The 26,314-nt window shown below is 36.0% G+C and carries 26 protein-coding genes; 14 read left to right on the top strand and 12 right to left on the bottom strand.

Annotated elements, in window-relative coordinates; genetic code table 11:
* Positions 1-8 precede the first annotated feature (8 nt).
* The 4 genes from A0J48_RS08515 to A0J48_RS08500 all read right to left on the bottom strand — a co-directional run bounded on the left by A0J48_RS08515 (position 9) and on the right by A0J48_RS08500 (position 5,553).
* A complete protein-coding gene (locus A0J48_RS08515) occupies positions 9-2,492 on the bottom strand; it encodes a tetratricopeptide repeat protein (protein ID WP_200322166.1) in 2,484 nt (827 codons plus the stop codon).
* 223 nt (positions 2,493-2,715) lie between these two features.
* On the bottom strand, positions 2,716-3,486 hold the full coding sequence (locus tag A0J48_RS08510; protein WP_200322164.1) for a PP2C family serine/threonine-protein phosphatase: 771 nt from the start codon (positions 3,484-3,486) through the stop codon (positions 2,716-2,718).
* A 193-nt stretch (positions 3,487-3,679) separates the two neighbouring features.
* The gene (locus tag A0J48_RS08505; protein ID WP_200322162.1) at positions 3,680-4,336 is read right to left on the bottom strand and encodes a vWA domain-containing protein; all 657 of its coding nucleotides are present in this window, start codon (positions 4,334-4,336) and stop codon (positions 3,680-3,682) included.
* A 203-nt stretch (positions 4,337-4,539) separates the two neighbouring features.
* Complete coding sequence (locus tag A0J48_RS08500) at positions 4,540-5,553, bottom strand: DNA-methyltransferase (RefSeq protein ID WP_200322160.1); 1,014 nt, start codon at positions 5,551-5,553, stop codon at positions 4,540-4,542.
* Between the two features lie 200 nt (positions 5,554-5,753).
* On the opposite strand from A0J48_RS08500, the gene A0J48_RS08495 reads away from it, so the two are divergent.
* The 3 genes from A0J48_RS08495 to A0J48_RS08485 all read left to right on the top strand — a co-directional run bounded on the left by A0J48_RS08495 (position 5,754) and on the right by A0J48_RS08485 (position 9,209).
* Positions 5,754-6,824, top strand: a complete 1,071-nt coding sequence (locus A0J48_RS08495) for a DMT family transporter (RefSeq protein ID WP_200322157.1) — start codon at positions 5,754-5,756, stop codon at positions 6,822-6,824.
* A gap of 24 nt (positions 6,825-6,848) precedes the next feature.
* Positions 6,849-7,961: a peptidoglycan-binding protein gene (locus A0J48_RS08490; protein WP_200322155.1), complete on the top strand. Its 1,113-nt coding sequence runs from the start codon at positions 6,849-6,851 to the stop codon at positions 7,959-7,961.
* Between the two features lie 342 nt (positions 7,962-8,303).
* Complete coding sequence (locus A0J48_RS08485; protein WP_200322147.1) at positions 8,304-9,209, top strand: S66 peptidase family protein; 906 nt, start codon at positions 8,304-8,306, stop codon at positions 9,207-9,209.
* Positions 9,210-9,211: 2 nt separating this feature from the next.
* On the opposite strand, the gene A0J48_RS27405 is transcribed toward A0J48_RS08485, so the two are convergent.
* A complete protein-coding gene (locus A0J48_RS27405) occupies positions 9,212-9,334 on the bottom strand; it encodes a hypothetical protein (protein ID WP_267910293.1) in 123 nt (40 codons plus the stop codon).
* 5 nt (positions 9,335-9,339) lie between these two features.
* On the opposite strand from A0J48_RS27405, the gene A0J48_RS08480 reads away from it, so the two are divergent.
* From A0J48_RS08480 to A0J48_RS08445, 8 genes are all read left to right on the top strand, one after another.
* Positions 9,340-10,140, top strand: a complete 801-nt coding sequence (locus A0J48_RS08480; protein ID WP_200322145.1) for an FkbM family methyltransferase — start codon at positions 9,340-9,342, stop codon at positions 10,138-10,140.
* 52 nt (positions 10,141-10,192) lie between these two features.
* Complete coding sequence (locus A0J48_RS08475; RefSeq protein ID WP_200322143.1) at positions 10,193-11,470, top strand: glycosyltransferase; 1,278 nt, start codon at positions 10,193-10,195, stop codon at positions 11,468-11,470.
* A gap of 54 nt (positions 11,471-11,524) precedes the next feature.
* On the top strand, positions 11,525-12,631 hold the full coding sequence (locus A0J48_RS08470; protein WP_200322141.1) for a methyltransferase domain-containing protein: 1,107 nt from the start codon (positions 11,525-11,527) through the stop codon (positions 12,629-12,631).
* Between the two features lie 33 nt (positions 12,632-12,664).
* The gene (locus A0J48_RS08465; protein WP_200322180.1) at positions 12,665-13,327 is read left to right on the top strand and encodes a glycosyltransferase family 2 protein; all 663 of its coding nucleotides are present in this window, start codon (positions 12,665-12,667) and stop codon (positions 13,325-13,327) included.
* Positions 13,328-13,336: 9 nt separating this feature from the next.
* A complete protein-coding gene (locus tag A0J48_RS08460) occupies positions 13,337-14,656 on the top strand; it encodes an ABC transporter substrate-binding protein (RefSeq protein ID WP_200322139.1) in 1,320 nt (439 codons plus the stop codon).
* A 169-nt stretch (positions 14,657-14,825) separates the two neighbouring features.
* Positions 14,826-15,878, top strand: a complete 1,053-nt coding sequence (gene hemE / locus A0J48_RS08455) for a uroporphyrinogen decarboxylase (protein WP_200322137.1) — start codon at positions 14,826-14,828, stop codon at positions 15,876-15,878.
* A gap of 236 nt (positions 15,879-16,114) precedes the next feature.
* Entirely contained in the window at positions 16,115-17,071 is a 957-nt protein-coding gene (locus A0J48_RS08450; RefSeq protein ID WP_200322135.1) for an NAD-dependent epimerase/dehydratase family protein, read from the top strand.
* Positions 17,072-17,141: 70 nt separating this feature from the next.
* Positions 17,142-17,294: a hypothetical protein gene (locus A0J48_RS08445; protein WP_200322184.1), complete on the top strand. Its 153-nt coding sequence runs from the start codon at positions 17,142-17,144 to the stop codon at positions 17,292-17,294.
* 51 nt (positions 17,295-17,345) lie between these two features.
* Here A0J48_RS08445 and A0J48_RS08440 read toward each other — a convergent pair whose 3' ends face one another.
* Positions 17,346-18,410, bottom strand: a complete 1,065-nt coding sequence (locus tag A0J48_RS08440; RefSeq protein WP_200322133.1) for an aromatic ring-hydroxylating oxygenase subunit alpha — start codon at positions 18,408-18,410, stop codon at positions 17,346-17,348.
* 101 nt (positions 18,411-18,511) lie between these two features.
* Here A0J48_RS08440 and A0J48_RS08435 point away from each other — a divergent pair, with 101 nt between their 5' ends.
* The 3 genes from A0J48_RS08435 to A0J48_RS08425 all read left to right on the top strand — a co-directional run bounded on the left by A0J48_RS08435 (position 18,512) and on the right by A0J48_RS08425 (position 20,350).
* Positions 18,512-19,246, top strand: coding sequence for a class I SAM-dependent DNA methyltransferase (locus A0J48_RS08435; RefSeq protein WP_200322131.1), 735 nt, complete (start codon positions 18,512-18,514; stop codon positions 19,244-19,246).
* 167 nt (positions 19,247-19,413) lie between these two features.
* The gene (locus A0J48_RS08430) at positions 19,414-20,001 is read left to right on the top strand and encodes a Panacea domain-containing protein (RefSeq protein WP_200322129.1); all 588 of its coding nucleotides are present in this window, start codon (positions 19,414-19,416) and stop codon (positions 19,999-20,001) included.
* Complete coding sequence (locus A0J48_RS08425; protein ID WP_200322127.1) at positions 19,973-20,350, top strand: hypothetical protein; 378 nt, start codon at positions 19,973-19,975, stop codon at positions 20,348-20,350. The genes A0J48_RS08430 and A0J48_RS08425 overlap by 29 nt, the downstream gene beginning before the upstream one ends.
* Before the next feature lie 36 nt (positions 20,351-20,386).
* Here the strand turns inward: A0J48_RS08425 and A0J48_RS08420 are convergent, their stop codons facing one another.
* The 6 genes from A0J48_RS08420 to A0J48_RS08395 form a co-directional block, all read right to left on the bottom strand.
* Positions 20,387-20,671: a hypothetical protein gene (locus tag A0J48_RS08420; RefSeq protein ID WP_200322125.1), complete on the bottom strand. Its 285-nt coding sequence runs from the start codon at positions 20,669-20,671 to the stop codon at positions 20,387-20,389.
* A 60-nt stretch (positions 20,672-20,731) separates the two neighbouring features.
* Positions 20,732-21,721, bottom strand: coding sequence for a DNA cytosine methyltransferase (locus A0J48_RS08415; protein ID WP_200322124.1), 990 nt, complete (start codon positions 21,719-21,721; stop codon positions 20,732-20,734).
* A complete protein-coding gene (locus tag A0J48_RS08410; RefSeq protein WP_200322122.1) occupies positions 21,721-22,821 on the bottom strand; it encodes a HindVP family restriction endonuclease in 1,101 nt (366 codons plus the stop codon). Before A0J48_RS08410 ends, A0J48_RS08415 begins: the two co-directional genes overlap by 1 nt.
* Positions 22,822-22,919: 98 nt before the next feature.
* A complete protein-coding gene (locus A0J48_RS08405; RefSeq protein WP_200322120.1) occupies positions 22,920-24,146 on the bottom strand; it encodes a DUF4336 domain-containing protein in 1,227 nt (408 codons plus the stop codon).
* Between the two features lie 103 nt (positions 24,147-24,249).
* On the bottom strand, positions 24,250-25,329 hold the full coding sequence (locus A0J48_RS08400; protein WP_200322118.1) for a hypothetical protein: 1,080 nt from the start codon (positions 25,327-25,329) through the stop codon (positions 24,250-24,252).
* A 66-nt stretch (positions 25,330-25,395) separates the two neighbouring features.
* Positions 25,396-26,136, bottom strand: a complete 741-nt coding sequence (locus A0J48_RS08395; protein ID WP_200322116.1) for a hypothetical protein — start codon at positions 26,134-26,136, stop codon at positions 25,396-25,398.
* Positions 26,137-26,314: the final 178 nt, after the last annotated feature.

Raw genomic sequence — 26,314 nt, 5'->3', positions numbered from 1 at the left:
ATATTCCTCTATTGATTTTTTCTGAGTATTTCCTTAGCTTTTTCGTTTCCTAACCTAGCAGATTCTCGTAAATCTTCCATTCCTTGATTCCTGTTTCCCAATTTAAAATGAACTCTACTCCTTGTAAAATAGGCTGTGTTATTACTTGAATTTATTTCAATTGCCTGATTACAGTCACCTAATGCCTGACTATAAAATTTTAGTTTTAAATTTGCATAACAACGAATTCTGTACTCTTGATCAATCTTGAGATTGATAAAAGTTTGCCTAATTAACATTTTACTTATACTTCCATAGCCTGATCTACGAATAGCCAAAAATACAATAGTATCTGCATTTCCACGTATTAAGTTAGACACTTCTGTAGAAGTCATCCTTGATGTTGATTTACCATCCACTTCCAATATTTGATCACCGATTTGAAGATTTTCTGATGCTGCTGGAGAGTTATCAACTATATCAGTAATTGTTGGTATTTTAGTTTTTTCATTAATTTCAAATGAAATACCAATACCTGTTATATATTTCTCAATTTGACTATTTGCTATCTCTCTTAATTCAGATTGAGTCAATTCCTGGGAATCATTTTGAGTTAATTTTGTCATTTCGTGTGGTACAGAATTAAAATTGTTAGAGTTATAAAATAGATAGACTACAAACAGAATTAGTAAAAGAACTAATATCATAGTTTCTCTATAGCGAAGAATAGCTCTATTTATGTAAGCTTCCCTATATTTAGGATTAATCTTGAGAGCTTGGTTGTAATCATCTATTGCCCCTTGTCTATCTCGTAATACAGAACGTGCAATCGCTCGGTTGTGATAGGCAAAAGCAAGATTCGGATCAATATGTAAAGCTTGGTTGTAATCATCTACTGCCCCTCGCTTATCTCCCAAATGATAACGGGCAAGCCCACGGTTATTGTATGCAGCAACATTGTTGGGATCAATACGCAAAGCTTGGGTATAATCATCTATCGCGCCTTGGTTGTCATCCAAATCATAACGGGCAAGCCCTCGATTTATGTAAGCAAGAACATACTTGGGATCAATATTGATGGCTTGGTTGTAATCATTTATTGCCTTTCGCTTATCTCCCAAGTCATAATAGGCAAGTCCCCTTCCGTTGTAAGCATGGACATGGTGAGGATCAATTTTGAGAGCTTTATTATAATCATCTATTGCCCCTTTTTTGTCTCCTAAATCATGGCGAACACGCCCCCTTCCGTAGTAAGCATAGATATAATTAGGATCAATTTTGAGAGCTTGGTTGTAATCATCTATTGCCCCTTTTTTGTCTCCTAAATCATAACGAGCATTTCCCCTGTTGTGGTAAGCATGGACAAAGTTAGGATTAATCTTGAGAGCTTGGTTATAGTAATCTATAGCTCCTTGCTTATCTACCGAATTATAACGGGCTACTCCTGAATTGATATAGTAATCAGCATCTTTATTTTTGTAAGAGGTCTGGTTTCCAGGAAAAATATCAACACCCAACTTTGTAAAGCGATCGCACCAATAACAACTACCATAAGTTCTACTATAAAAATGACCATCTACCCTATCACATACAGTTAAGCTATCATTTCCTATTCTTAAAGCCTCCAACCACTCCTTAGCAGTCGGGCGTAAATAAGGATTTTTATGTCCATCATTAAAACATCTGAGAAAACATTTCTGAATTTCTGGATGAACAATAGCCAGAGGAATTGTTGTATTTTCTACTGGTTGAATTAGATTATTTGGTGAATACAACCATATACCGCGCTGAATAAGTTCATTAACTTCTGGAGTTTCCCCCGCACCATTCCATTTTCCCTGAAAAGGACTATTACCACTAAACAATAATTGATAAATAATTACTGCTAACCGAAATCTATCATGTACTTCTGTTTGATCAATTTTCTTAAAATCTTTACCAATTAATTCTGGTGGTGTATATCCTGTAAAACCAACTAAACAACGATAAACTTTACTATTTTTCGGATTTTTAACCTGAAAAGAATCTGTATCAATAATAGAAGGTAACGCCCGATTATTAACTAAAATATTTTTCGGGTTAATATCACCCAATACATAACCAGTTTCATGTAATGCAGCAATAATTGAGGCAATATTTAAAGCGGTTGTATGCAGAAAACGCCAATCAATCTCAAGTTTTGATTTCTTGCGACGTTGGGGATTATAAACATCAATAAGTTCTTTTCCACCTTTAACTTCTGGCATTAAAAAACCCACATAATCACCTTGAGCATTTCTTAATGATGAATTAGGCCAAGCAAAAGAAATATGATTAAGATGGGAATTTGGCTCTTTTGGTGGGTGCGCTATCATCACCGCTAATTTTTCCATCCGTTCAGGTGTTGGTTCATGGTAAATTTTAGCCAAATAACCATGATGATTAGTTCGCCAAACTTTAGCTTCCCCACTATCAGCTATTTCACTTAATAGAGTAATTCTTTCACTTGTACTACCACAAATTAGAAACGTCATATAATTTGAAAATGTCTTGTTTGTTTCTGCACCCGCCATGAAATGAATTTCATGGCTAATAGTCAAAGTTTACTAAAGTAAACTACAGATTTATGGGTATTTTTAGTCATCTTCAGATGACTTTTGCTATGAGACTGGGAATGAATTCCCAGTCGGGTTATGGATTTTACTGCTAAAACATCCTTGAACAGATAATTTATTTGAATTTCATAAATATTTTATGCTATTCAAACAAACACAAAACCAAAGTTTTATCATCATCAGTACGCGCATTTAACCTATCAGAATCAAGAAATTCCATAATATAATTATCCCCATCACATCCAGGCTTTTCTGTTTCTCGCAAATATTCCTCTAAAGGTTTAAAAAATGGCGGGAAAGGTTGCCAGTCACTAAATCTAATCGCTACTTTTTCTAATCCATCAGTAGCAGCACAAATAAATTCTTGCTTTCCTGAAAATACCTCTACCTGCATTTCCTCCAGTGCATTAACTGAAGTCACAAAAGTTGTTTCATTAAAAAATTCTCCCTTATCAGGTTTAAACAACATTTGATATTCTGTATCTTGAGAACCCATGACAATAAACCCATCACCAATTTGCATAGCTGCAACCCATTCAGGAGTTGCTATAAAAACCAATAATGTACAAGCTAAATCATTAACAGAATAATCTTTATTTTCAGCTTGTTTTTTTAACTCTGCAATTACATGATTAACAATTTCCGTAAAAACTTTTTTGGCTTCTTCTTTATCAAGTGGTTGAGATAAACCTTGCTTGTCAGGATATTGATTAATTTCAGTGAAACATTGAATAACAGTTTCTACCGCAACTTTAGAACCAATATGAGAATATTTAGCACTTCCAGCACCATCAGCAACCGCGCCCACAATCACATCATTAAAAATGCGATAATTTCCGTAGTCTTGACAAGGAATTTTTTGATCTTTATGACTCGTTCCTGTTGCAGAACGCGCTATAGCTTTCCAACCCACAATAAATAAATCCTCTGTAATCTTTAAATTTAAGAACTTGTTTGAACAATTCTTGCTTGTAGTATCACACTGATTGATCCCCCCAACCCCCCTTAAAAAGGGGGGCTAAATTCTTCAAAGTCCCCCTTTTTAAGGGGGATTTAGGGGGATCTAAAAGTCTTGGATACATCATGATAGACTTTTGAAACACCCTCTAAGTAATAATTTGCCCCCATCCCACCGGAGGTAATGCTACAGCTTCCCCAACTTTGCCACTAGAAACCCGTTTCATAGAAGTGGAAAGCCAAACAAATAAAGCACGAAAATCTAAACCATTTAACATTACTGGAGGCCGTCCAGGTGGTGCAATTTCTCTGAGTTTATTCATATCCGCATTTTGGACAGCGACAGTAAAAAACAACATTCGCCGCTGTTCTTCTTCTTCCCTCACCCTTTGCGCTGCATTTTGCCAATAGTCTGTAGGCGCACCGTCAGTAATTAAAAACACCCAAGGACGATAATAGAGAATACCGTTATCTTTATAAGTCTGTTTACGTTTTTCTACTAAATCTAAAGAGTATTCTATCGCTTCACCCATTGGCGTTACACCATCTGCTTCTAATTTGGGCGGTGTAAAATGGTCTATGGTGACAAAATCTTGTATCAGTCGCACAGGTCCAAAGGTAACTATAGCCACTTCCACACTTAAAGAAGCCTGAGCATCTCTTAATACATCTTCCTTAAAAGCTGCTAAACCTCTATTTAACTCCTGGATAGGTTGCCCCGACATCGAACCAGAAGTATCTAACAAAAGAATTACCGGACAACGATTTTCAGGGTTTTCCACAAACTCAGGCAAACCTACAGCCATTATTGATACTCCTGGTTAATCAAAATTAGATGCTAACTATTTAATTTAAATATTACTTATTAATACCTATCATAACATGAGTGTTTTTACGGTATCAATACCCATAACAGCTTGATCAATGGGGTTTGATCACTTAAAGTCTGGAAAATCCTCAAATCCTGTATATCCTGATATGGCTTGCGCCACGCTACGCTATCAGATTTTTACTCTTCCACAACCAAAAGTTCGTTTTCTCTAAATCGCAATTTTGAACTTTTGATATAATCCTCATCAATCTCAAAAGCTAACCAATGCCTTTGCAAAGTTTCGGCAACTCTACCTGTCATATTAGAACCAGCAAAAGGATCGAGGACAATATCTCCTGGTTCTGTACAAAGGTTAATCACAAATTCTGGTAATGCCTGGGGAAATCTGGCTGGATGTGGTTTAAGTCCTTCTTGCTGACAACGCTGTTGATAATAATCATTAGAGGCAGTATTAGAGGCAGAAATTACATTAACAGATTGCATTAAATCTTCTGAACATATTTCTTCTATAATAATTGGTTTTCCTATTTCTTCCTGATTTGGATTTTCTCTGCCATCAATCATATTAGGAGGAATAGCGCCTCCTCTGTCGTTACCAAATTTATTGGAAATATCATGGCCTGATGGTCTAAGTTTGGGTTGATAACCATTTTTGAGCAAATTTTTCATGGACTTGCTATAGGGTTTTAAAACTCTACGATTATTAGCTTGAGGATGAGGTTGTTTAGATAACCACCAAACTGTATTTATGGCATCCTTAACTCTTTCTCTGCGAATTGTCACCCATTCAGCAGGAGTAGGAAGTTTAGCAGGATTATACCAATATAATTCTTGTGCTAAATAAAATCCTAATCCACCTTTTTCTTTGGCTTTACACAAAGCTACAACTAATTCAAAATGATAAAGAGAACGAACTGGCATTCCCTTAATCCAACTGCCACCAATATCAATTACTAATGAACCTGTGGGTTTGAGAATCCGGTAAAATTGTACTGCAAAATCTTGAAACCACTCAATATATTTGTCTGCATCAACATTGCCATATTCTTTTTTACGCACCAGTGCAAAAGGTGGAGAAGTGCAAATTAAATTAATGCTTTCATCAGGAATGCTTGCCATTAATTCCAAGCTGTTACCCAAATAAGCTGCACCTAATTTTGTTGTATAGTAAGGATTACAATTCAGTCTCATATCAGATTTTTATTACTATTTTATTTACTGATCAAAAACAATTCAGTTTTTAGTCATTCAAAAGAATTATTGTATTTTTAGCTACCTTTAAGTATTTATGCTTTTTTTTCTGGATGCTAAGTGAACATAAAAGTAAATGTTTCTGTAAAATTAGGTAAAGTAATGTTTCCACCTAATTTACTAAAGATAAAAGCTAACTCATGCAACTGCAACTCAGAGGATCGAAATCTACCGTAGCTTCCCTATTGTTAATTGCCCCCTTTTTCCTCTGGGGTACAGCAATGGTGGCGATGAAAGGTGTAATACCCCATACAACACCTCTATTTATGGCAGGAGTACGTTTGCTACCTGCGGGGGTGTTAATTCTCATCGCTGCGGCATTTATGGGTAGACCCCAACCCAAAGGATGGTTAGCATGGCTATGGATTACTATATTTGCCTTGGTGGATGGTACGCTGTTTCAAGGTTTTTTAGCAGAGGGCTTGGTGAGAACCAGTGCGGGTTTAGGTTCTGTCATGATTGACTCCCAACCTTTAGCCGTAGCTTTACTTTCCTTATGGCTATTTCAAGAACATATTGGCCTGTGGGGATGGTTAGGGTTAGGATTAGGAGTCACAGGTATTAGTTTAATTGGCTTGCCGAAAGAATGGATTTTTCATCTTCTTGACTCAGGAGTAAATATTACCACAGATAACTGGCAACAATTGTTTGCAAATGGTGAATGGTTGATGTTACTAGCAGCTTTATCAATGGCTGTGGGAACTGTACTCATTCGCTATGTATGTAGATATGCTGACCCGGTCGTAGCTACAGGATGGCATACGATTTTAGGAGGTTTGCCGTTGTGGGGAGTTTCTTACGTTGTGGAATCCCAACAGTGGGAAAATCTGGTAATCTCTGATTGGTTAGCTTTAAGTTATGCAACTATATTTGGTAGTGCGATCGCTTATGGTTTATTCTTCTATTTTGCCTCTAGTGGTAATCTGACTAGCTTAAGTTCTCTCACCTTTCTCACACCTGTTTTTGCATTGATATTCGGTCATCTTTTTCTCTCAGAAGTTCTCAGTCCCATTCAATGGGCGGGAGTTTGCTTAACTTTAATTAGTATTTATTTAATCAATCAACGGGAGAATTTAGCAGGTAAAAATCAGCAAATTACCATCAATGAAAAAGCTAATCAGCCGCTACCAGTTTTAGAAACATCTCTTCCCAAGCAACTCAACACTGTCACCTTACCTGTAAGAAAATCTGAACCAGAAATTTTACCTTAAGCTAATCAATTGGAGATGAGGAAAATGAGGGTTAATAAGCAATTATCAATTAGAAATTACCACTTAAGAATTACCAATTCCCTCCTGATCTTATCCTCTTGTTTGTGCCTTGGTGTATATCCAAGTCGTTCTATAGGTGCTACACCTCAATCAACACCTAGCCAACCGACGGTTCTCAGTCCAGGTGTTCAAGGTGCAGAAGTCCAAGTGATTCAAGTCCAACTGAAAGCGTTAGGTTATTACAATGATTTGATTGATGGGCAGTATGGTCCGAGTACCCAAAAATCCGTAGCTCAATTTCAGCAAGAACAAGGTTTAAAAAAAGTTGATGGCATTGCTGATGAGTCTACAATACAGCATCTCCAAGACGTTTTAGAAGGGAAAGTTAAATGTAATAATTCTCCTAATTCTGCTTTGACTGTCACCGATAAACCAAAGACTCAAATACAAGTTCAACCAAAAAATGATAATTTGTGGAAATTAATCAGTTTTGGGGTTTTAGGAGTTGTGAGCCTATTTTTTTATACTGCCCAAAGGTTAGCTGATAGTAAAGAAGATGTAGAGTCTGGAAATTCAGAACAACCACTTTTAAATCCATCTCCTCAAAAAAGACCAAGATTTTTTCTCAAATCGGCTCCTTCAGTTCCATCACCAATTTCGACAACAGAAGTATTACCATTGGAACACACTTCTGTTGTTTCCACACTCAATTTGTTTGACAGATTAATAGCAGACTTACAAAGTGGTGATTTAACACAGCAAAAAAAAGCAATTTGGAATATAGCCCAACAAGGTGATTCCCGTGCAGTTCAACCTTTAGTAGATTTGCTGACTAATGCAGATTCTCAACAACAAGGTTTAATTTTGTCAGCATTGGCAGAAATTGGTACTCGTACCCTCAAACCCATGAACCGTGCATTGGCAATATCTATGCAAAATGATAATCCCCAAGTACGGCAAAATGCTATTCGTGATTTGGTGCGGATTTATGACATGATGGCACAAATGAGTAAGATATTGCTTCATGCGCTAGATGATCCAGATCCAGAAGTCCAAGCAACAGCCAAATATGCTTTAAATCAAATTAATCGTATGCGTAATTTTACCGGACAAATAACAGATATGCCTAACAACTAAAAATTTAACAGTAAGAGGATGTTTGAAAAGTCCTTAGTAATGTATCAAAAACTTTTAGATCCCCCCTAAATCCACGCCAGTTGCTCATGAGGGAAACCCCCAAGACCGCACTGGCTCCCCTTGCAAAGGGGGACTTTGATTCTAATTCCCCCCTTTTTAAGGGGGGTTAGGGGGGATCAATAAGTGCCTAAAGTCACAGCCAGAAACTTTTAAAACAACCTCTAAGAATTCAGGACACACTGCCCATAACTTCAGTTCAGGAATCCGGATGGTTGATAAAGATAAAGATGAGAATCTTATCACCAATTATCAATTATCAATTATCAATTATCAATTATCAAAATGTCCACTCTCAAATCTGCCTTACCACCACCTTTAAAACCAGGTGATTTATTGCGTGTTATTGCTCCCAGTGGTGCGTTGCGGGAATTTGCGGCATTTAATCAAAGTGTGGAAATATGGAAGTCGCACGGCTACCGCATCGAAATCAGCAATAACATAGATAATAGACATGGTTATCTTGCAGGTACAGATGCCCACCGTCGTCACCAACTTGCAACCGCATGGCAAGATCCAGAATGTCGAGGTATTATTTGCACTAGGGGTGGTTTTGGTAGTACCCGCATTTTAGAAGATTGGAACTGGCAACAAAACACAACAGATCCCAAATGGTTGATAGGCTTTTCTGATATCACAGCTTTGCTTTGGAGTCTCTATAATGCCGGAATTGTCAGTGTACATGGACCCGTACTTACTACCCTAAACAATGAGCCAGAATGGTCAATACAGAGGCTATTTGACATTCTAGAAGGTCGTCCCCTCGCACCTTTAAAGGGTCAAGGTTGGGGTGGTGGTACAGTGACAGGTGTGCTACTTCCTGGTAATCTGACAGTAGCAACTCATCTTTTAGGTACACCGCTTTTACCTAACCTTGATGGTGTGATTTTGGCTTTTGAAGATGTGACAGAAGCACCCTATCGTATTGATAGGATGTTAACTCAGTGGCGGTTAAGTGGGCTTTTATCGAAAGTTCGTGGTATTGCATTAGGAAGTTTTACCAAGTGTGAAGCACCACCTAACATACCTAGTTTGAGTATAGAGGAAGTTTTACAAGATAGATTATCTGATTTAAACATTCCTATTGTCTCAGATTTACCCTTTGGTCATGATAGCCCTAATGCAGCTTTACCTGTTGGTGTAAAAGTAACATTAGATGCAACAGCAGGGATATTAGAAATCAAAAAATAAATTTATATAGAAAAATTGGCATGACTGTTAGAAATCACAAATACCAAAATACTAGCGATAATGGTTTCTAAATCATGCAATAATAATTCCAGAGGTAATTTTTGTTTATGCTTGTAAAAACTCATGATCTATGGATAAAAATCTCATAATTGATGTTGGTGTTCATCAGGGTGAAGACACGGAATACTATTTAAAAAAAGGTTTTCGAGTAGTTGGCATAGAGGCAGATCCTCAGCTTTATGAAACTACAAAAAACAGACTGCAATCATACATAGATGATGGTCAACTGCAACTTCTTAATCTGGCCATAGCCCCACAGAATGGCGAAATCACTTTCTACGCTAACCTCAACCATAGTGTTTGGGGTACAATTTCTCCAGATTGGGTGAAAAGAAACGAGGTATATGGGACAAAATCCCTAGGAATCACTGTAAAAAGTTCTAAATTTGAAAACATTTTGCAAGAATTTGGCATTCCCTACTATCTGAAAATTGATATTGAAGGTGCAGACCTGTTGTGCGTAAAAGCATTACGGCACTTTGACAGTAAACCCCAGTTTATATCCATAGAATCAGATAAAACTTCTTGGAGTAGCTTATTGGAAGAATTTAACCTATTAAAAGAACTGGGTTATCAGAAATTTAAAGTTATTAACCAAGAGAAAATATCACAACAAATGTGTCCTTTTCCAGCACGAGAAGGCCAATACAGTGAACATAAATTTCAATTTGGTTCTAGCGGACTCTTTGGAGAAGAAACACCAGGAAATTGGCTCTCAGAAAGTCAAGCAATCAATTGCTATAAACGCATTTTCTTGTACTATAAAATATTTAGATTGAATGGATTTATTTATGATCTTCCTCTAGGAAAAAAGTTCTTAGAAGCACTCAAAGTAATAGAACCGTGGTATGATACCCATGCCAGTCTGTGAAGATAGTACAGGTAAAAGAATGGTTTTAAATAATTAAATCAATGGAAAAAGTATGACACACTTCGGTACTATCTGCCCAGCTGCTACTGGACATTTAAACACAATGACTGCTTTAGGACGTGAACTCCAAAGGCGAGGTCATCGTGTCACAGTATTGGGTATGTCTGATGCAGAAGCAAATGCTAAAGTTGCTGGCTTAGAATTTCGAGCTATTTCACCAATTGATTTTCCCGTAGGAACAACAGCAAAATTTTATGAAGAACTAGGCAAACTAACTGGTTTAGCAGCATTGCGTTACACCATTTCTTTATCTGAAAAAACAACAAATTTATTTTTGCGTGATGCCCCAAAAGTGATTAAAGATGCGGGAATAGAAGCACTAATAATTGATGAATGTATATTCGGAGGAAGCACAGTTGCCGACTTACTAAATATTCCCTTTGTTACGGCTTCTTCCGCTTTAGTTAACGGTTTTGATGATACTATTCCGCCAGCTTTTACCACTTGGAAATATAACCCAGTTTGGTGGGCAAGATTACGTAATCTTGTTGGTTATGGGGTAATTCGTAGTTTTGCTCAACCTATTTACAAAGTGATTTCAGCATATCGCCAAAAGTGTAATCTGCCGCCTTGTGTGAATATCAACGATTTCTATTCTGTTTCTAAATTAGCAATAATTAGTCAACAACCAGCAGAGTTTGAGTACCCAAGAACTAATTTAGACGGGATACTCCATTTTACTGGGCCTCACTTTGATGCAACAGTGAGGAAACCAATTGATTTTCCCTGGGAAAAATTGAATGGACAACCCTTAATTTATGCTTCAATGGGGACATTACAAAATCGTCTCACCCATATTTTCTATAAAATTGCTGAAGCTTGCGTAGGTTTAGATGCACAATTAGTAATTGCCTTGGGAGGTGGATTAGAAACTCAAGCATTGCCAAATTTACCGGGAAATCCTATTGTTGTCAAATATGCACCACAATTAGAATTATTGCAAAAGGCCAGTCTGACGATTTGCCATGCTGGGACAAATACGGTGTTAGAATCTCTTTTTTATGGTGTACCTATGGTGACTATTCCTATCACTAATGACCACCCAGGAGTTGCTTCTCGTATTGCTTGGAGTGGTGTAGGGCAATTTATTACTACTTCCCGGTTGACAACTGAGAGATTAAGTCAAGCTATTCAAGAAGTTTTAACGCAACCATCTTATCAAGAAAATGCACTCAGACTAAAAACCGCTATTCAAAAAGCGGGGGGTGTTCCTCGTGCTGTGGATATTATTGAGGAGGTAATCTCAAATAATTTAAAATCCAAAAATTGATAAGTTATCAAAATTAATATTTCCTAAAACTAACAAACCAATCGCACAAACAAAATGACTAAACAATATATACCCAACGCCTTCTTGAAAATTGAAAATTCCCAAGTAAACGCTATCTTTGCTTGGAGTCAACGCTCACCAGAAATTATCTTTTATCAATCTTGGTTAACCATTTTAGAAATATTTGTGCATGAGCATGACATTGAATCAGCTTATCAAATATTTCAACAAGTTAAATCAGCTGCAATTAACGAGCAAGTTACTACAGAAATAGAAAAATATCAACATTTAAGCAACAACGCCATCATCTTTTTATCCGACAAAAGCCTCACTCTTTTTGGTAAAGGCTTTCGCAGCTTTATTGAAAAAGAAGACGAATATGAACTGGCACCATTAAGCCAAAATAATTACCAAGTATTGACACAATTTTTTGCAGAAAACAACCTCAAAAACGACTTAGAACAAATTAACAGTATTGACAGTTTTTGCCAATTAGTTATCTATCTAGAAAAAATTGGTTTATTGTCAGTTGCTACCCATTCTCTCAATTGGGGAGATTTGAAAAAAACTGTTCCCATTTGTCAAGCATTTGGTTTAACTAGGGGAAAACCAGTTGATAGATATTATTTAAACAAATTTATAGCAGAAATTTATCCACAAATTACTGGTAATATCTTAGAAATTGGGGGTATACCAAAAGATAAAGATTTCTATCAAGTTAACCCTGGTTCATCATATCAAATTATGAATCTAGAACCAGGTCTAGGAATAGATATAGTCGGTGATGCTCACGATGTATCTATGATTCAACCAGAATCATTTGATTCTATTATTACTTTTAATGTCCTAGAACATTGTTATGCACCTTGGCAAGTAGTAGAAAATATTTACACTTGGTTAAAACCAGGGGGAAAATGTTTTGCAATGGTTCCTAGTGCGGTCAGACTCCATGCTACACCAATGGACTATTGGCGGCCTTTACCTGATGCTTTTGCTTGGATGTTTAGAAATTTCTCCCAGAAAAAATTATATGTTTATGGTAATCCTATTAGTGTGATTGCTAGTTATCATGGCATAGCGACTGAAGAATTAACTACTGAAGAATTAGATGCTTTTCATCCAGATTATCCAGTAGCTACCTGTATTGTCGCTCAAAAATAATCACTTAAATAAGTTACAATTACGGAATGCCTTCTGAGTACTATCGCTTTGGATATCAGCCCAGCAATTAGCATTATTGTCTGTACCTATAACCGCGCTCATTACTTAAATAAAGGCATTGATAGTGTCCTCAATCAAACTTTTACAAATTGGGAACTTTTAATAGTAGATGATGGTAGTAATGATAATACTTTTGAAATTGTCAATTCCTATCTAGGTAAATACAATAATATCCGTTATTTAAAGCATCAGAATAAAAAACAATGTTATGCCAAAAATGCAGGAATCCAGGCATCATTTGGTAAATACATCACATTGCTTGATAGCGACGATTCATATAAACCAAATCATTTAGAGTCACGATTAGAATATATGAAAGCTAATCCCGAAATTGACTTGATTCAAGGGGGATTTTTCAGCGAAGAAGAAATTTTAGTTGCAGATTATTATCAACCTGGTAAATTAATTAATTTAAAAGAATGTGTTTTAGGTCCAACATTTTTTGGCAAAAGAAAGGTATTTTTTGAGTTGCAAGGATTTAAACACATGACTTATGGAGAAGATACAGATTTATGGGAAAGAGCAGAAAAAATCTTTAAAACACACACAATCAAAGAGCCTGAGACTTATGTTTATACTAGGGCTGAAACTAGTGTAAGTAAGAATTTTACTAATAATGTTTCTGCATCTAGATAAATTTTTGACATGAATAATATCCTGTTGTTTTTATTACAAATCAGAAATTATTTGCGTCAGTTAGTTCATTCCGCTGGGACACTGGCAATTTTAGGAATTGTCTTGAGTTTTTGCATTGTATTTTTATCTAGTTGTCAAGAAGCTACACATAAAAATAATGGAATAATTCATTTAGCACTTTGGCAAGCAATTAACCCCCCTAATAATCGAGATGTTTTTAATAAATTAGTAGACAAATTTAATCAGACTCATCCTGATATTCAAGTAGAGTCTATTTATGCAGAAGGATTGCCTAAAATATTAACAGCAGTAGTGGGTAATGCACCTCCCGATATTCTTGCATTTGACCCACAATTTACTGGTCAGTTTGCAGAACTAGGGGCAATTGTACCTTTAGAAAATTGGTTAGCTCAATCACCTGTAAAATCAGAAGTTAGTCCCAATTTATTTGAGCAATTAACATTAGATAATCACATTTGGTCAATCCCATATTACACCAGCAATCTTGCCATTTTTTACCGTTCTGATTTGTTTAAAAAAGCGGGAATTACTCAAACTCCTAGAACCTGGAAAGAATTTAGAGAAGTTGCTAAAAAATTAACTATCGACAAAAATGGTGATAAGCGACCAGAACAGTATGGCATCTTATTACCTTTAGGTAAGGGAGAATGGACTGTTTTTAGTTGGTTTCCCTTTTTGTTGAGTGCTGGAGGTGAAATAGTAACTAATGATAGTCCAAATTTAATGAATGAAGGAACTATTACTGCTTTAAAATTTTGGCAAGACTTAATTAAAGATGGTTTAGCAACTCTTTCTCCTCCAGAAAGAGGTTATGAAGAAGATGCGTTTTTTCAAGGTCGTGCAGCTATGCAAATTACTGGACCTTGGACTTATATCACTAAATCTCAAGTTGATTATCAGGTATTTTCAATCCCGGCTAATGCTACTCAATCTACAGTCACAGGTACTGGTAGTTTGTTTGTGATGAAAACAACTCCAGCAAGAGAAAAAGCTGCATTCAAGTTTTTAGAATTTGTGTTAAGTGAAGAATTTCAGACAGAATGGGCTATAGGTAGTGGTTTTTTACCAGTTAATCTCAAATCTGCTACAAGTGAAGAATACAAAAAATATCTGAGTGACAAACCTTGGTTAAAAGTATTTGTAGAGCAAATGCCTGTAGCTCGTTCTCGACCAATTATCGCTGGATATAGTCGGATTTCTGATAGTTTGGGTAGAGCAATTGAAGCTACATTATTAGGTAAATCTTCGGCTGAAGCTGCTTTAAAAGAAGCTCAGGAACGGTTAGAAGTGATTTGGGGTGAAAAATGAACTTAAGTCAGATCCCCAACTGCTTCGAGAACTCAGAGGAAGAAATTATGACGTTTTATGAAGTAAAGTAAAGCAACCTTAAAAGCTGACCTGATGTGCAGATCAACCGTAATCCGGTGATGATAAGCTAAACAGTGAAATATTAAAGTGACTTAGGATGAAGTGTTAAATGGGTGTTTCCTCAACGGCTCCTCTCCTCCTTCGGGCTGCACGCGGTGAACAAGTAGATCGTCCCCCTGTGTGGATGATGCGACAAGCGGGACGCTATATGAAAGCGTATCGGGACTTACGGGAGAAGTATCCTTCTTTTCGGGAACGCTCAGAAATTCCAGAAGTAGCGATTGAAGTTTCCCTCCAACCCTGGAGAGCTTTCCAACCCGACGGAGTGATTTTGTTTTCCGATATTGTTACTCCCTTACCTGGTATGGGGATTGACATGGATATTGCGGAAGGGAAGGGACCGATTATTTTTTCGCCCATACGCACTCAAGCACAAGTTGAAGAACTGCGTCCCCTAGATCCTGAAGCTTCTTTACCGTTTATCAAAACGATTTTGGCATCGTTACGGCAGGAAGTAGACAATAAATCAACGGTGTTAGGCTTTGTTGGCGCACCTTGGACATTAGCGGCTTATGCAGTGGAAGGGAAGGGTTCTAAAACCTATTCTGTGATTAAAAACATGGCCTTCTCAGACCCAGCCATTCTGCATCAGCTACTAACTAAGTTGGCTGAGTCCATTGCTGATTATGTGCGTTATCAAATTGATTGTGGCGCTCAAGTGGTGCAAATGTTTGACTCTTGGGCGGGACAATTAAGCCCTCAAGATTATGATACCTTTGCTTTACCTTATCAAAAAATGGTGTTTGAGAAAGTCAAAGAAACTCATCCCGACACACCATTAATTTTGTTGGTGACAGGTAGTGCTGGACTTTTAGAAAGAATGGCTACCTCTGGTGCAGATATTCTGACCATAGACTGGACAGTAGATATGGCAGATGCAAGAGCCAGATTAGGTAAGCACGTGAAGGTACAGGGTAATCTTGATCCAGGTGTGTTATTTGGTTCTAAGGAATTTATCCGCGATCGCGTTTTGGACACCGTTCGCAAAGCCGGCAACTGGGGACATATCCTCAACCTGGGACATGGTGTACTCCCAGAAACACCAGAAGAAAACGTTGCTTTCTTCTTTGAAACTGCGAAAAGTCTCAACGCTTTGGTTTAATTTGTTGGGTGGGTAAAAAACCCACCTGATTTTTATTAACCGCAGATAAACGCAGATAAACGCAGATGAGGAAATACAACAAAAATTGAAGGAAAAATTATGCAAGTTACTTTAGATATTCCTGAAGAAATGATTTGGGAACAATACCAATATTTAGAGCATTTGGTCAGGATAGCAAAAGCCAAAGCCTTGTTATAAAAATTTTTCATCAACAAACAATCAAAACTTCCAAGTTCATGACCAAAAAACGAATTTTAATTACGGGTGCAAGTGGCTGTATCGGTCACTATATCAGTGAAACATTAATAAAAAACACTGAACATGAACTATATTTATTAGTCAGAAACCCCAACAAACTGCAAGTTGATACTCAAGCGCGTCCAGGTATCACTATTTTACAAGGTGATATGCAGGAAATTAGTAATTTTTCTAACTTACTCAAAACTATTGATACGGCAGTTTTAACAGCTACTTCCTGGGGTGGAGATAATATTTTTGATATTAACGTCAACAAAACCATAGAATTAATGAACCTGTTAAACCCAGAAAGATGTCAACAGGTAATTTATTTTTCTACAGCAAGTGTTTTAAATCACGAAAATCAACCATTAAAAGAAGCGGGAGAAATTGGCACAGACTATATTCGTTCTAAATATGATTGTTTACATAAAATTGAGCAATTAGCTATTTTTCCTAAAATTACCACAGTGTTTCCTACCTTGGTTTTAGGTGGTGATGATAAAAAACCCTATTCTCATTTAACGTCTGGTATTCCTGAAGTTACTAAATATATTAATATCATTCGTTTTTTACAAGCTGATGGCAGTTTTCATTTTATTCATGGTCAGGATATTGCCACAGTAGTCCAATATTTAATTGATTATCCACCAGAAAAAGGAGATCCCAGAAGATTTGTTTTAGGTCAATCTGGTTTAACAGTTAATCAAGCAATAGAACAAGTTTGTGCCTACTTGAATAAAAAGATTTACTTCCGTATTCCTCTATCTTTAGGTTTAGCAAATGTGATTATTGCTTTATTTAGAATTCAAATGGCTGCATGGGATAGATTTTGTATGAATTATCGGCATTTTACCTATTCTAATGCTATTAATCCCGCCAGTTTTGATTTACCAAATTACTGTGCAACGATGAGTGATGTGTTGGAAATTAGCAGAGTAGAACGTAGGGGGTAGGGGTGTAAGGGAGAAAAAAATAAAAATTCACAAACTTCTGGCTTATTCCCCATTCACAACCCAAACAGATATGATAAATATCCACCCCGAAATAATATTAGGTGAGTATAGTATGAGCGTAGATAGCAGCACTTTGGATTTAATAACTGGAGGATTAGCGATCGCAATCCTGGTAGGTGGTATGATGATGATGTTTACCACTATCTTTAGCACTAAGAGATAATTGAGGACACCCAGAAAAACTGGGTGATATTTCACCTTTGATCAAGCAATATTAAGCACGCCACCGTAATAATATACTCTTGACAGGATTGACAAATTCTCGTTTTTCAGATGTTGATCGGGCATACTCCCGTTTTAATTGATAATACCATTGTGCTTGCATATCGGAATCTTTAATTAACCGCAACACAGGATCATATTTAAGTCCAATCTGTTGTTTTTCTACAACTGTTCGGTCTTGATCTAAAAATTTTCGCGCCAATATATGAATCAAAGGCAGAAAAATTCTTAACCAAGCAGGTATGCCATAAAGAACAAAATTTACCTCGGTTTCTGTCTCAGAAATTGGTGTCACTGCGGTCAAATTACAAACGCGATGTTTACCAAAAGTAATTTCTTCTATTCTCACACCAGGTAAACGAAAAGAAATCTCCACTTCGGGAATACCACCACCAACTAACCAATATAGTCGGCTCATATTCTCCATATTGTCTGACAATTTATGCCGTCGCACCGTAAACCCGTAAGGAGAGGGATCAAATTGCTTCACTTCTTCATGCAGTTCCCCACTTCTCCACCACCACACCCGATGCACATAGGGAGAATGAGCAGGATCCATTAAACCCGTCACTGCGTGATCTACAAAACAAGGAAACCGCATCACTTCTACTAAATGGGGTTGTTGTTCAGGAAAACCAGGTACGATGGGAACTTCTGTTTCCGCAGCATTGGCTTGAGATTTCTCACTATCTGCCATGTATATCCAAATATTGCCTTGAGTCTCATGAACTGGATATGATTGCACATCAAAGCGGTTTAAATCTGTGTTTTGCTCTGGTAATAAAGAAGGAATTGCTACACAACGTCCAGCCGGATCAAAGCGCCAACCGTGATAACAACACTCCACCTCTTGTCCATCGAACCGACCACAACTTAAAGGTACTGCTCGATGAGGACAAATATCCCGCACCGCAGAAACCTGGCCAGTCTTGCTTCTCATCAGCAACACGGGTTCTCCCAAAAAAATTTTGGCAACCATCTTCCCTGGTTTGAGGAGATGGCTAGGTAGTGCATAATACCAAAGATTACGTAATAAAATTTTGCTGTTATCGATCATATATATACTTAAGGTATGGCTAAAAGTAATATATAGTATTATGGTTCGATGATTTACATGATTTTTGAATCAGTTGAACTTTTAATACACCCCGTGATTTTATGACCAATTACTACAAAGAAGATTTGGCTTTTATTCACGATGTTGGTTATAGAGACTTTGTACTTAAATCTGCACCAGGAATATTAAAAATTATCCAGCAAAACAATATTAATTCAGGTTTAGTTGTAGATTTAGGCTGTGGTAGCGGTTTATGGGCAGAAGTGTTAGTTAAAACTAATTATCAGGTATTGGGAATTGATATTTCCGAAGGAATGATAAATATTGCTAAAGTCAGAGTTCCCACAGCTAAGTTTATGGTTGAATCACTGTTTAAGGCTGAATTTCCTACTTGTAATACTGTGACTTCGATTAGTGAATGTATTAATTATTTGTTTGATGCAGATAATAATAGTCAAACTTTAAGCAATTTATTTCAACGGATATATCATGCTTTAAATCCTGGCGGTGTATTTGTTTTTGATATAGCAGAACCTGGGCAAGTTCCACCAGGAAAACCAATTAAGAGTTTTAATGAAGGTGAAGATTGGATAGTTTTAGTAGAAAAGGAGGAAAATCGAGAACAAGCTATTTTAAATCGTCGGATTATTACTTTAAGAAAGGTGGGAGAATATTACCGACGGGATGATGAGATTCATGTGCAGAAATTGTATAAATCAAATGATATTGCTGAACTATTGCGGGAAGTGGGTTTTATGGTAGAGGTAATGAGTAGTTATGGTGATTATCCTCTACCACCAAATCATGCAGCTTTTGTTGCTAGGAAAGTGGGTTAATACAATTAATTTATAAATTATAGGTTTTCTCTCTCAATATGATTTGAATGCAAATTATTTTTTAGTAAAGAATTACTATTATAATTAACTCAAGCTATAATAGTATATGTAATTAAGCCTTAAAATTTTTTAAGGTCTTCATTCTATTTTGATTTGCGAGTCTAAATATGATGGATTGTCTCAATGCGGCTCGCTACTTTATTGCGAGAGCCTACGAAGACAGTATGGAAGCAGAAATGACTAATATGAAAGTTCAGAAGCTTCTATATTACTCACAAAGTTTACACTTAGCAATGTACGATGAACCATTATTTGCAGAAGAAATTCAAGCATGGCGATACGGGCCGGTTTGTCCTCCTGCTTACAGATTTTACAGCGAATTTGAAGCTAATCAATTACCGATTCCTAGTCAAGAATCATTTTTACAAATTCCTGATGATAAGAAACAACTTCTTGAAGAAGTTTGGCAATATTTTGGAGGTTATCACGCCTATAGACTTAGTGATATGACTCATTTAGAGTTTCCTTGGAAAAAAGCTCGCAAGGGTTTACCACCTCAAGCAAGCTCAACTGAACCAATTTTGCTGGAGGATTTGAAAGCATTAGGTCATCAAAAATTAGACTTAATAGAACGTGATCATCCTGCATATCAAAGTGTAATGAATGAAGTTTTGAAAGAAGCTTGTACTTCACAATCATCAACTACAATTAAGAAAGGAGAAGTGCGTGACTGGCTTAACTCCCTTCTCGATTGAAGAAGCCGATAATTTCAAGCGTTCTTTCAAAAAACTAAGAAAAGTTTACGGGGATGCTTTTATTGAGTTTATTGTAGAAGTCTTGGAAGATTTAATTATTGATCAGTATCCTCCAAATTCACGCCAAGAACCTTTACCTGGTAAAATTGATTTACCGGAAGGATGGACGTTTCATAAACTGGAGTTGAGGTTTGCTAAAGGTGCCTCTGGACAAATTAGACTGATGTATTTAGTCAATTCAGAACTTTGTGTAATCAAGCCTGTGTGGATTTATAGTCATGAGCAGTTTACAAAACGTCCTGCTGATGCAGATTTAAAGAGCGTGATTAGGGAAATATTAGACTATTAATTATGGTTTCTTGTTGGTAAATATCGGCTGTTCTACTTATCCATTAACAACTTCATTTAATGCTTCATGAATGACATCATCACTTACACCATGTCTTTTTAAACTAGCAATTAAAGCATTAACTGTATTATTCTCTAATTTTTCTAAATCTGCTCTCATTCCTTGCCCAATGTATGCACGAATTAAGGGTTGATACCCTGAAAATCCGAGTATGGGTGCGAGTTTTTTCAAGTCTTCTACTACATCTTCTGGCATTCTGAGAGTTACGGTTGTCATGGGGCGATTTTTGTCTAAGCGTTGTTTTAATGTTTCAATCTTCATAATATTCTCGCTCTTTGCGTGTGGCTTTACGGGCTGAAATAATTCTGATTACACATTAGTTCAGCAACTTGTTAAATGTAGAAATTCCAACTCTTTAGCTGTGCATATATTATATATTGGTAATTTCTTACTCTCTTGAATGTACATCAGTAGACATTTAGCCACATATTCTGCTAATTTAACAGGGACAGCGTTACCAATCATCTGTTCCAAATCTGTTTTTGAACCTGCAAAAATAAAATTTTCAGGGAAAGTTTGAATATAACTTCTTTCAATAGTAGTTAAGGAACGCAAATCGGGTTTTACTGGTGCAACATCTCCCGGATGTAGTTTATAATTTGTGGGGATAGGTCTATTCACACCTCTGATAGTAGGACTAGGTTCATCAATACTAAAAATAGCCCTTCTTTGATAACTGCGAGGATGTCTATAATAATATTCAATGCCTAAACTATTTCCTAAATAATCTCTAATAGTTGTAGGTTTTCTAGATAAATTAGCTTCTAAGTAAGTTTGCAATTTATCATCTTCACCACCTTTTTCTCCTATACAAAAAAATCTCTTTCTCTTTTGGGGTACACCGCATAAACTAGCATCTAATACCTTTTCTGTTAAACCATAACCAGCAGATTTGAGAATTTGTCGAAATTCTTGATATTTATGGGATTTTCTAAACAAATCTACATTTTCTATAACAAACCATTGACTACCACTATGAGCTACTATTTCAGCAAATGTAATACTTAAATCTCCTCTACCTAAATCTTCATTGCGCTTACCAGCACTAGAAAAATCTTGGCATGGTGGACCGCCAATAATCACATCGGGTAAGAATTTTTTAAATATTGAATAATCATTATTTACCTGACCTAAATCATATTCAATAATTGGATGATTAAAGTTTTGCTGATAAACATTTATTGCTGGTTTCCAGTTTTCAAAAGCGGCAATTATTTCAAATCCACAATTTTTAAACCCTAATGATAAACCACCACATCCAGAAAATAAATCTATGACTTTTAACGAAGAGTATTTTTGTTGTATATTCATTAAATTTCCTTGAATCTCTCATCAAAAATTTCAGGATTACTCAAGATGATACCATCAAATCTTCTTTCAGGGCTTAAAAAATTTTGAGCTCGTCCTAAAATTATAATATTAATTGCTGCGTTGGTAACTCTGGGATGAATCAAAGTATCACAAGTCATGTAAGGTCGAGTATTAGAACCACTTAAAGCAAAAGCTTTATCATTTTTAGTGTTATAGGTTAATGTATCAATAATCAGCTTATGATTTATTTTACCAACAAGAGCAAATTCATATAACATTTTTGCTAACCATATCACAGAACGCATAGGTCTTTGTATAGTTTCTTCTGATTTAACTAATCTTTTCGTAATATCAAAGAAAAGCCTAGTAAAGCCGAAGTTGCTCCAAACAAAAATATCTAAGCAATTTTGATAAAGTTTGGAAGTCTTACCTACTGTTTTCCATATCGGTTGCATGACTAATGGAGATTGAATTTCAAGATTATCGCTGAGTAAATTATCTAAACAATCTACAATTTGAGCGATAAAAGGTAATACCTGACGTATACTTAACCAATCTTCTATTTGACTACATACAGGTTGAAGATAATTTAGTAATTTCTCTCTCGAATTTTCAAACTTATGAGCAATACTCAGAGCAAGATAGACAATAGTATCTGGTCTTGTCACAATTTCACAACCGTATTGATTATCTGGTAAACGATAAGTTGAGTTGTCAGGTAATGCTGTTAACTTAATTTCTATACTTCGTAAACAAGCATTATCTTTATTAAGATCATGGGTCACTAAATCAACTCTTGGTAGTTTACCTATCACTATTTTTCTATAAGGTACATAATCACTTTCAAAGGAGAAAAATAAATTAGAGGAAAGAGGAGGAATACCTAAGATTTCAGAAACATCTATTTCTTGATGCTGAATTTTCAAATCTTTATCCAGCGTTAAATAATTTAGTTTCATTCCTTGGTGGTACATATAACAAGCTAATGATGCTGGAAAAGAATTATTAAATTGATTTTTACCCCAGCTTTCTCTTTGAGAAAAATCTCTATTAGAATGAAGTAGTCCGAATAGTCCAACCTGTAATTGATCAGAATTCATAATATTACAATATACGAAATTATGTATAGTTAGCCCAATATGATATATTATACATATACTATTGAGTAGTATTTTTTGGATTTAAACAATACTTAATTTTACACCCTCTCCCGCGCAGGTGGCACAATACCAAACCTATTCAACCCCTGATCAATATCTCTTAAAACCTGAAAATCATCCTCCGGTAAAGGATAACTATTACTATTAACTAAACCCCCACTGGGATATTTTTCCAAAAAAGAAAACGCCTTTCTAAATTGCTGCGGTTCGGCTTTAATTGGTGCATCAAAATGACAGGGAATTATCCATTGAAAATCCCATTGTGCAACTTTATTAGCCCAATTTATTGTTTCCTGCGGTGCGCGATTTAATATTAAACTCTGTAAAACCGGCGCTACAAATATCCGTCCATTTCCTTGTAACGCCTCATAAGACCTTTCCCAGCCTTGTCGCCATTGGAAGGGGAAAAAGCCGAAATATGTTTTTAGGCTGCGTTCTGGCGCTTTCCAGGCATCGGTAAATACATCTTTCCACGGGGGTACGTCTACCACACTGGGCTGAAAGTAAAAAGCAAATAAAGTTATACGTTGCCATCCTTTGCGACGGGTTTCTGCTGTATCGGCTACGATATCATAAGCCTTATCTTTGGCGTGGTACAGCAAGGGGAAAGGATCAAGTTGGACGATCGCTGGTGGTTCTGAAGGTACTGAAACTATGGTATCTGTAAGTAAGAGAGTGTGCGATCGCTTGTGGAAAAATGCCACCTCTGCAAACTTACCAGGTCCTAAATCAATCGGACCAAGAATAGCATAATCAAACTCATCTGCAAAAGGCGTTTTTTGACTGTCTTGCGGTAATACCTGCGTGCGGTTTCCTGGTAAACCCAACCAACTCAAAGGTAAATTTACGGGAAAACTCCATTGTCCAGGTGTAACAAATACCTGTGCATTAGGGAAGCATCGCGCAAAGGGTCCAACAAAAACCTTATGTTCTATTCCTGAGATAGTTGGCAAAATAATATACTTAACTTCACCGTGTTTTGCTACCAATTCATTTACTAACCGGATACATTCTTTAGTTGGTGCGACAGGTGCATAAACCAGCAAACCGCCATTTTCTAACTTTACCACCGTCATGCGAATCGGCACAACCACAGAGAAAACTCCCTGCATCTGGTCAAAAGTCCAGATAGTATCTTTAACTACTTCTTTACGGATAGTGCGACGTTTACCGTAGGGATAAAGGGGGACAACAGGCCAGAACTTCCATGTATAGTCCTGGGGATTGACGTTTTCTACATTGATTGTACCTTCACCTTGAGTCACAGTGCGATCGCTCCTAATAACCAATACTCTAATCTTTCCCGATTTTGGAGTTTAGCAAATTATGGAGGTGTTCAACTATATTCTCTGAATAATACAAAATTCCTTACCAAATCCATACTTCCCAATACCATGAATCACCCAACGATTTAAAATCTACATAAGTAGCATGATAAGTAGTAGCATTAACTTGCTTGTAATCCAAAGGTTTGCTTCGATATACAAAGGATGTATAACCATCACCAAACCCAATAGTGAAAATACGAAACTGAACAGTTAAGCCATCTTTTCTATCTACTCTTACAGATGAAAATCTATTTAAGTAATTATATTGGCATGGAATTTTAAACTGTGTATCACTCAAAACTTCTAACTGATTGTTTTTCACCATTTCTACCACATCATTAAAGGCATTTTTATATATACTAAAATTTTCTATTCGTGGCACAATTAAATAAGCATGGGTGAAAAACGCCACCCCAGCCAAGAAACTAATTACTATTAAGCTTAGTGCCTTATTTCTATATTCAGCAGAAATTAACTGCCATGTAAAAGGATTATAATTATTAATTAAATCTAAAAAAAATATTTTATTTTTAGGTACAAAAGAGAGGAAGTAACTTAACCAAATCAGGATAGCAAATATCAATTGAATAATACTTGATTTGAAAAAAAGTGACAAGAAAGGAATAAAGAAAAATATGATAATTATAGGTATAATCCCGATCCCAATGCCAATTATATGAGGATAATTATGTTTATATGCCAAATGACTGTGAATGTGTAAAGGTAGCAGCAGAAAAAATGAACTGAATACAAATAAACGATATGTATCATAGATTTCAGGCGCAAGACCTGACATCATAAATATGAATGGGAATAGAAGTACCATGATAGCTACAAATATATCAAGTACTTCTTTTTGATATTTTGATAATATAGGCACGTTGATAATCGGTTTATTTTTAAATTTCTTCCCAATGTCAATAGGCCATCTATACAGTAATAACAGTAAAATAAGTAAAGAGGGAAAAGAGATAAAATTCCCTAACATATCTTCTTTACATACAGGAATTGGGATAAAACGTCTGGCAATATTTAATCCTGATTGAATAATTAATAAAATTATCATACTGGGATACAGCCAGCTAGTAAGTTTAGATCGAAAACCTAATAATGTTTGCATGATGTTTGTCTTCCTCAATAATATCTATCCGGTTTTTAAACTAGCATAAATTTTCAATAGACTTCACTAATAAACTTCCCAATACCATGAATCAGCTAAAGGTTGAAAACCTTCACATTTATTTTCTCTTTTTTCGTGTTCACAATCTACTTTATTACTGCGATAAACTATAACTACTAAACCATCCCCAAATCCAATATTAAAAATTGGAAACCTAACAACTAAATCACTATTTTTGCGACTTATGTTCACATTATTATTTTCATGATTACTGAAATATCCATATTCACAAGGAAGACTTCTATCTATTTTATTATCCTTAATTAAATTAATCACTCGCTCAAAATTCGGTTTAAATAATGCAAAAGTCTCTACACGAGGATTAATTAAATAAGCATGAACTAAAAATAATAAATTAGCTAAACCACTTAATACTATGAGTTGTACAAAATTTCGCTGATATGTAGCAGGAAATTTTTGTTTTGCCAAGGTATGATAATAATTAATATTTTTCAGCAACTTGATGGGAGGCTTAGAGCATAAACCTATTATATATAAACCCCAAATAATTGCTATGCCGAATAACGATGTTAATAGAACCTGAAATTTGACAAGATCAGAATTTAATGATAAGTCAATAATTATTGGCAATATTGCAACTACTGTACAGATTAATAAAGGATGGTTACACCTTTGAATGAGATTACTGTATACATGAAATGGGTAAATAGCTGCAAATAAAATTATTGTGATAAATCTATATGAATCAAATATTGCTGGTCCTACTATAGCCATCATTCCTTGCATGATAATTATAGCAGGAACGAGTAATAATGCCAGTAATAAGCCTAGTAGTTTTAAGATATCAGAAAAATATATAATAAGGGAAAATTTAGAAAAATATCAACACCAGGTATTCTACAAACAGGAATTGGTACAAATCGCATCAATACATTTAACCCGAATTGGATTATGAGGATAATAA

The sequence above is a fragment of the Sphaerospermopsis aphanizomenoides BCCUSP55 genome (assembly GCF_001586785.1).
GTDB lineage: Bacteria > Cyanobacteriota > Cyanobacteriia > Cyanobacteriales > Nostocaceae > Sphaerospermopsis_A > Sphaerospermopsis_A aphanizomenoides_A.
This window is presented reverse-complemented; position numbering and strand designations above follow the sequence as displayed.

Excerpts from the sequence above, each read along its gene's own strand:
- A0J48_RS08515 (WP_200322166.1), bottom strand. The coding sequence starts at position 2,492 with ATGACGTTTCTAATTTGTGGTAGTACAAGTGAAAGAATTACTCTATTA.
- A0J48_RS08505 (WP_200322162.1), bottom strand. The coding sequence starts at position 4,336 with ATGGCTGTAGGTTTGCCTGAGTTTGTGGAAAACCCTGAAAATCGTTGT.
- A0J48_RS08500 (WP_200322160.1), bottom strand. The coding sequence starts at position 5,553 with ATGAGACTGAATTGTAATCCTTACTATACAACAAAATTAGGTGCAGCT.
- A0J48_RS08495 (WP_200322157.1), top strand. The coding sequence starts at position 5,754 with ATGCAACTGCAACTCAGAGGATCGAAATCTACCGTAGCTTCCCTATTG.
- A0J48_RS08490 (WP_200322155.1), top strand. The coding sequence starts at position 6,849 with ATGAGGGTTAATAAGCAATTATCAATTAGAAATTACCACTTAAGAATT.
- A0J48_RS08485 (WP_200322147.1), top strand. The coding sequence starts at position 8,304 with ATGTCCACTCTCAAATCTGCCTTACCACCACCTTTAAAACCAGGTGAT.
- A0J48_RS27405 (WP_267910293.1), bottom strand. The coding sequence starts at position 9,334 with ATGAGTTTTTACAAGCATAAACAAAAATTACCTCTGGAATTATTATTG.
- A0J48_RS08480 (WP_200322145.1), top strand. The coding sequence starts at position 9,340 with ATGGATAAAAATCTCATAATTGATGTTGGTGTTCATCAGGGTGAAGAC.
- A0J48_RS08475 (WP_200322143.1), top strand. The coding sequence starts at position 10,193 with ATGACACACTTCGGTACTATCTGCCCAGCTGCTACTGGACATTTAAAC.
- A0J48_RS08470 (WP_200322141.1), top strand. The coding sequence starts at position 11,525 with ATGACTAAACAATATATACCCAACGCCTTCTTGAAAATTGAAAATTCC.
- A0J48_RS08460 (WP_200322139.1), top strand. The coding sequence starts at position 13,337 with ATGAATAATATCCTGTTGTTTTTATTACAAATCAGAAATTATTTGCGT.
- hemE (WP_200322137.1), top strand. The coding sequence starts at position 14,826 with ATGGGTGTTTCCTCAACGGCTCCTCTCCTCCTTCGGGCTGCACGCGGT.
- A0J48_RS08450 (WP_200322135.1), top strand. The coding sequence starts at position 16,115 with ATGACCAAAAAACGAATTTTAATTACGGGTGCAAGTGGCTGTATCGGT.
- A0J48_RS08445 (WP_200322184.1), top strand. The coding sequence starts at position 17,142 with ATGATAAATATCCACCCCGAAATAATATTAGGTGAGTATAGTATGAGC.
- A0J48_RS08440 (WP_200322133.1), bottom strand. The coding sequence starts at position 18,410 with ATGATCGATAACAGCAAAATTTTATTACGTAATCTTTGGTATTATGCA.
- A0J48_RS08435 (WP_200322131.1), top strand. The coding sequence starts at position 18,512 with ATGACCAATTACTACAAAGAAGATTTGGCTTTTATTCACGATGTTGGT.
- A0J48_RS08430 (WP_200322129.1), top strand. The coding sequence starts at position 19,414 with ATGATGGATTGTCTCAATGCGGCTCGCTACTTTATTGCGAGAGCCTAC.
- A0J48_RS08420 (WP_200322125.1), bottom strand. The coding sequence starts at position 20,671 with ATGAAGATTGAAACATTAAAACAACGCTTAGACAAAAATCGCCCCATG.
- A0J48_RS08415 (WP_200322124.1), bottom strand. The coding sequence starts at position 21,721 with ATGAATATACAACAAAAATACTCTTCGTTAAAAGTCATAGATTTATTT.
- A0J48_RS08410 (WP_200322122.1), bottom strand. The coding sequence starts at position 22,821 with ATGAATTCTGATCAATTACAGGTTGGACTATTCGGACTACTTCATTCT.
- A0J48_RS08400 (WP_200322118.1), bottom strand. The coding sequence starts at position 25,329 with ATGCAAACATTATTAGGTTTTCGATCTAAACTTACTAGCTGGCTGTAT.
- A0J48_RS08395 (WP_200322116.1), bottom strand. The coding sequence starts at position 26,136 with ATGCAAGGAATGATGGCTATAGTAGGACCAGCAATATTTGATTCATAT.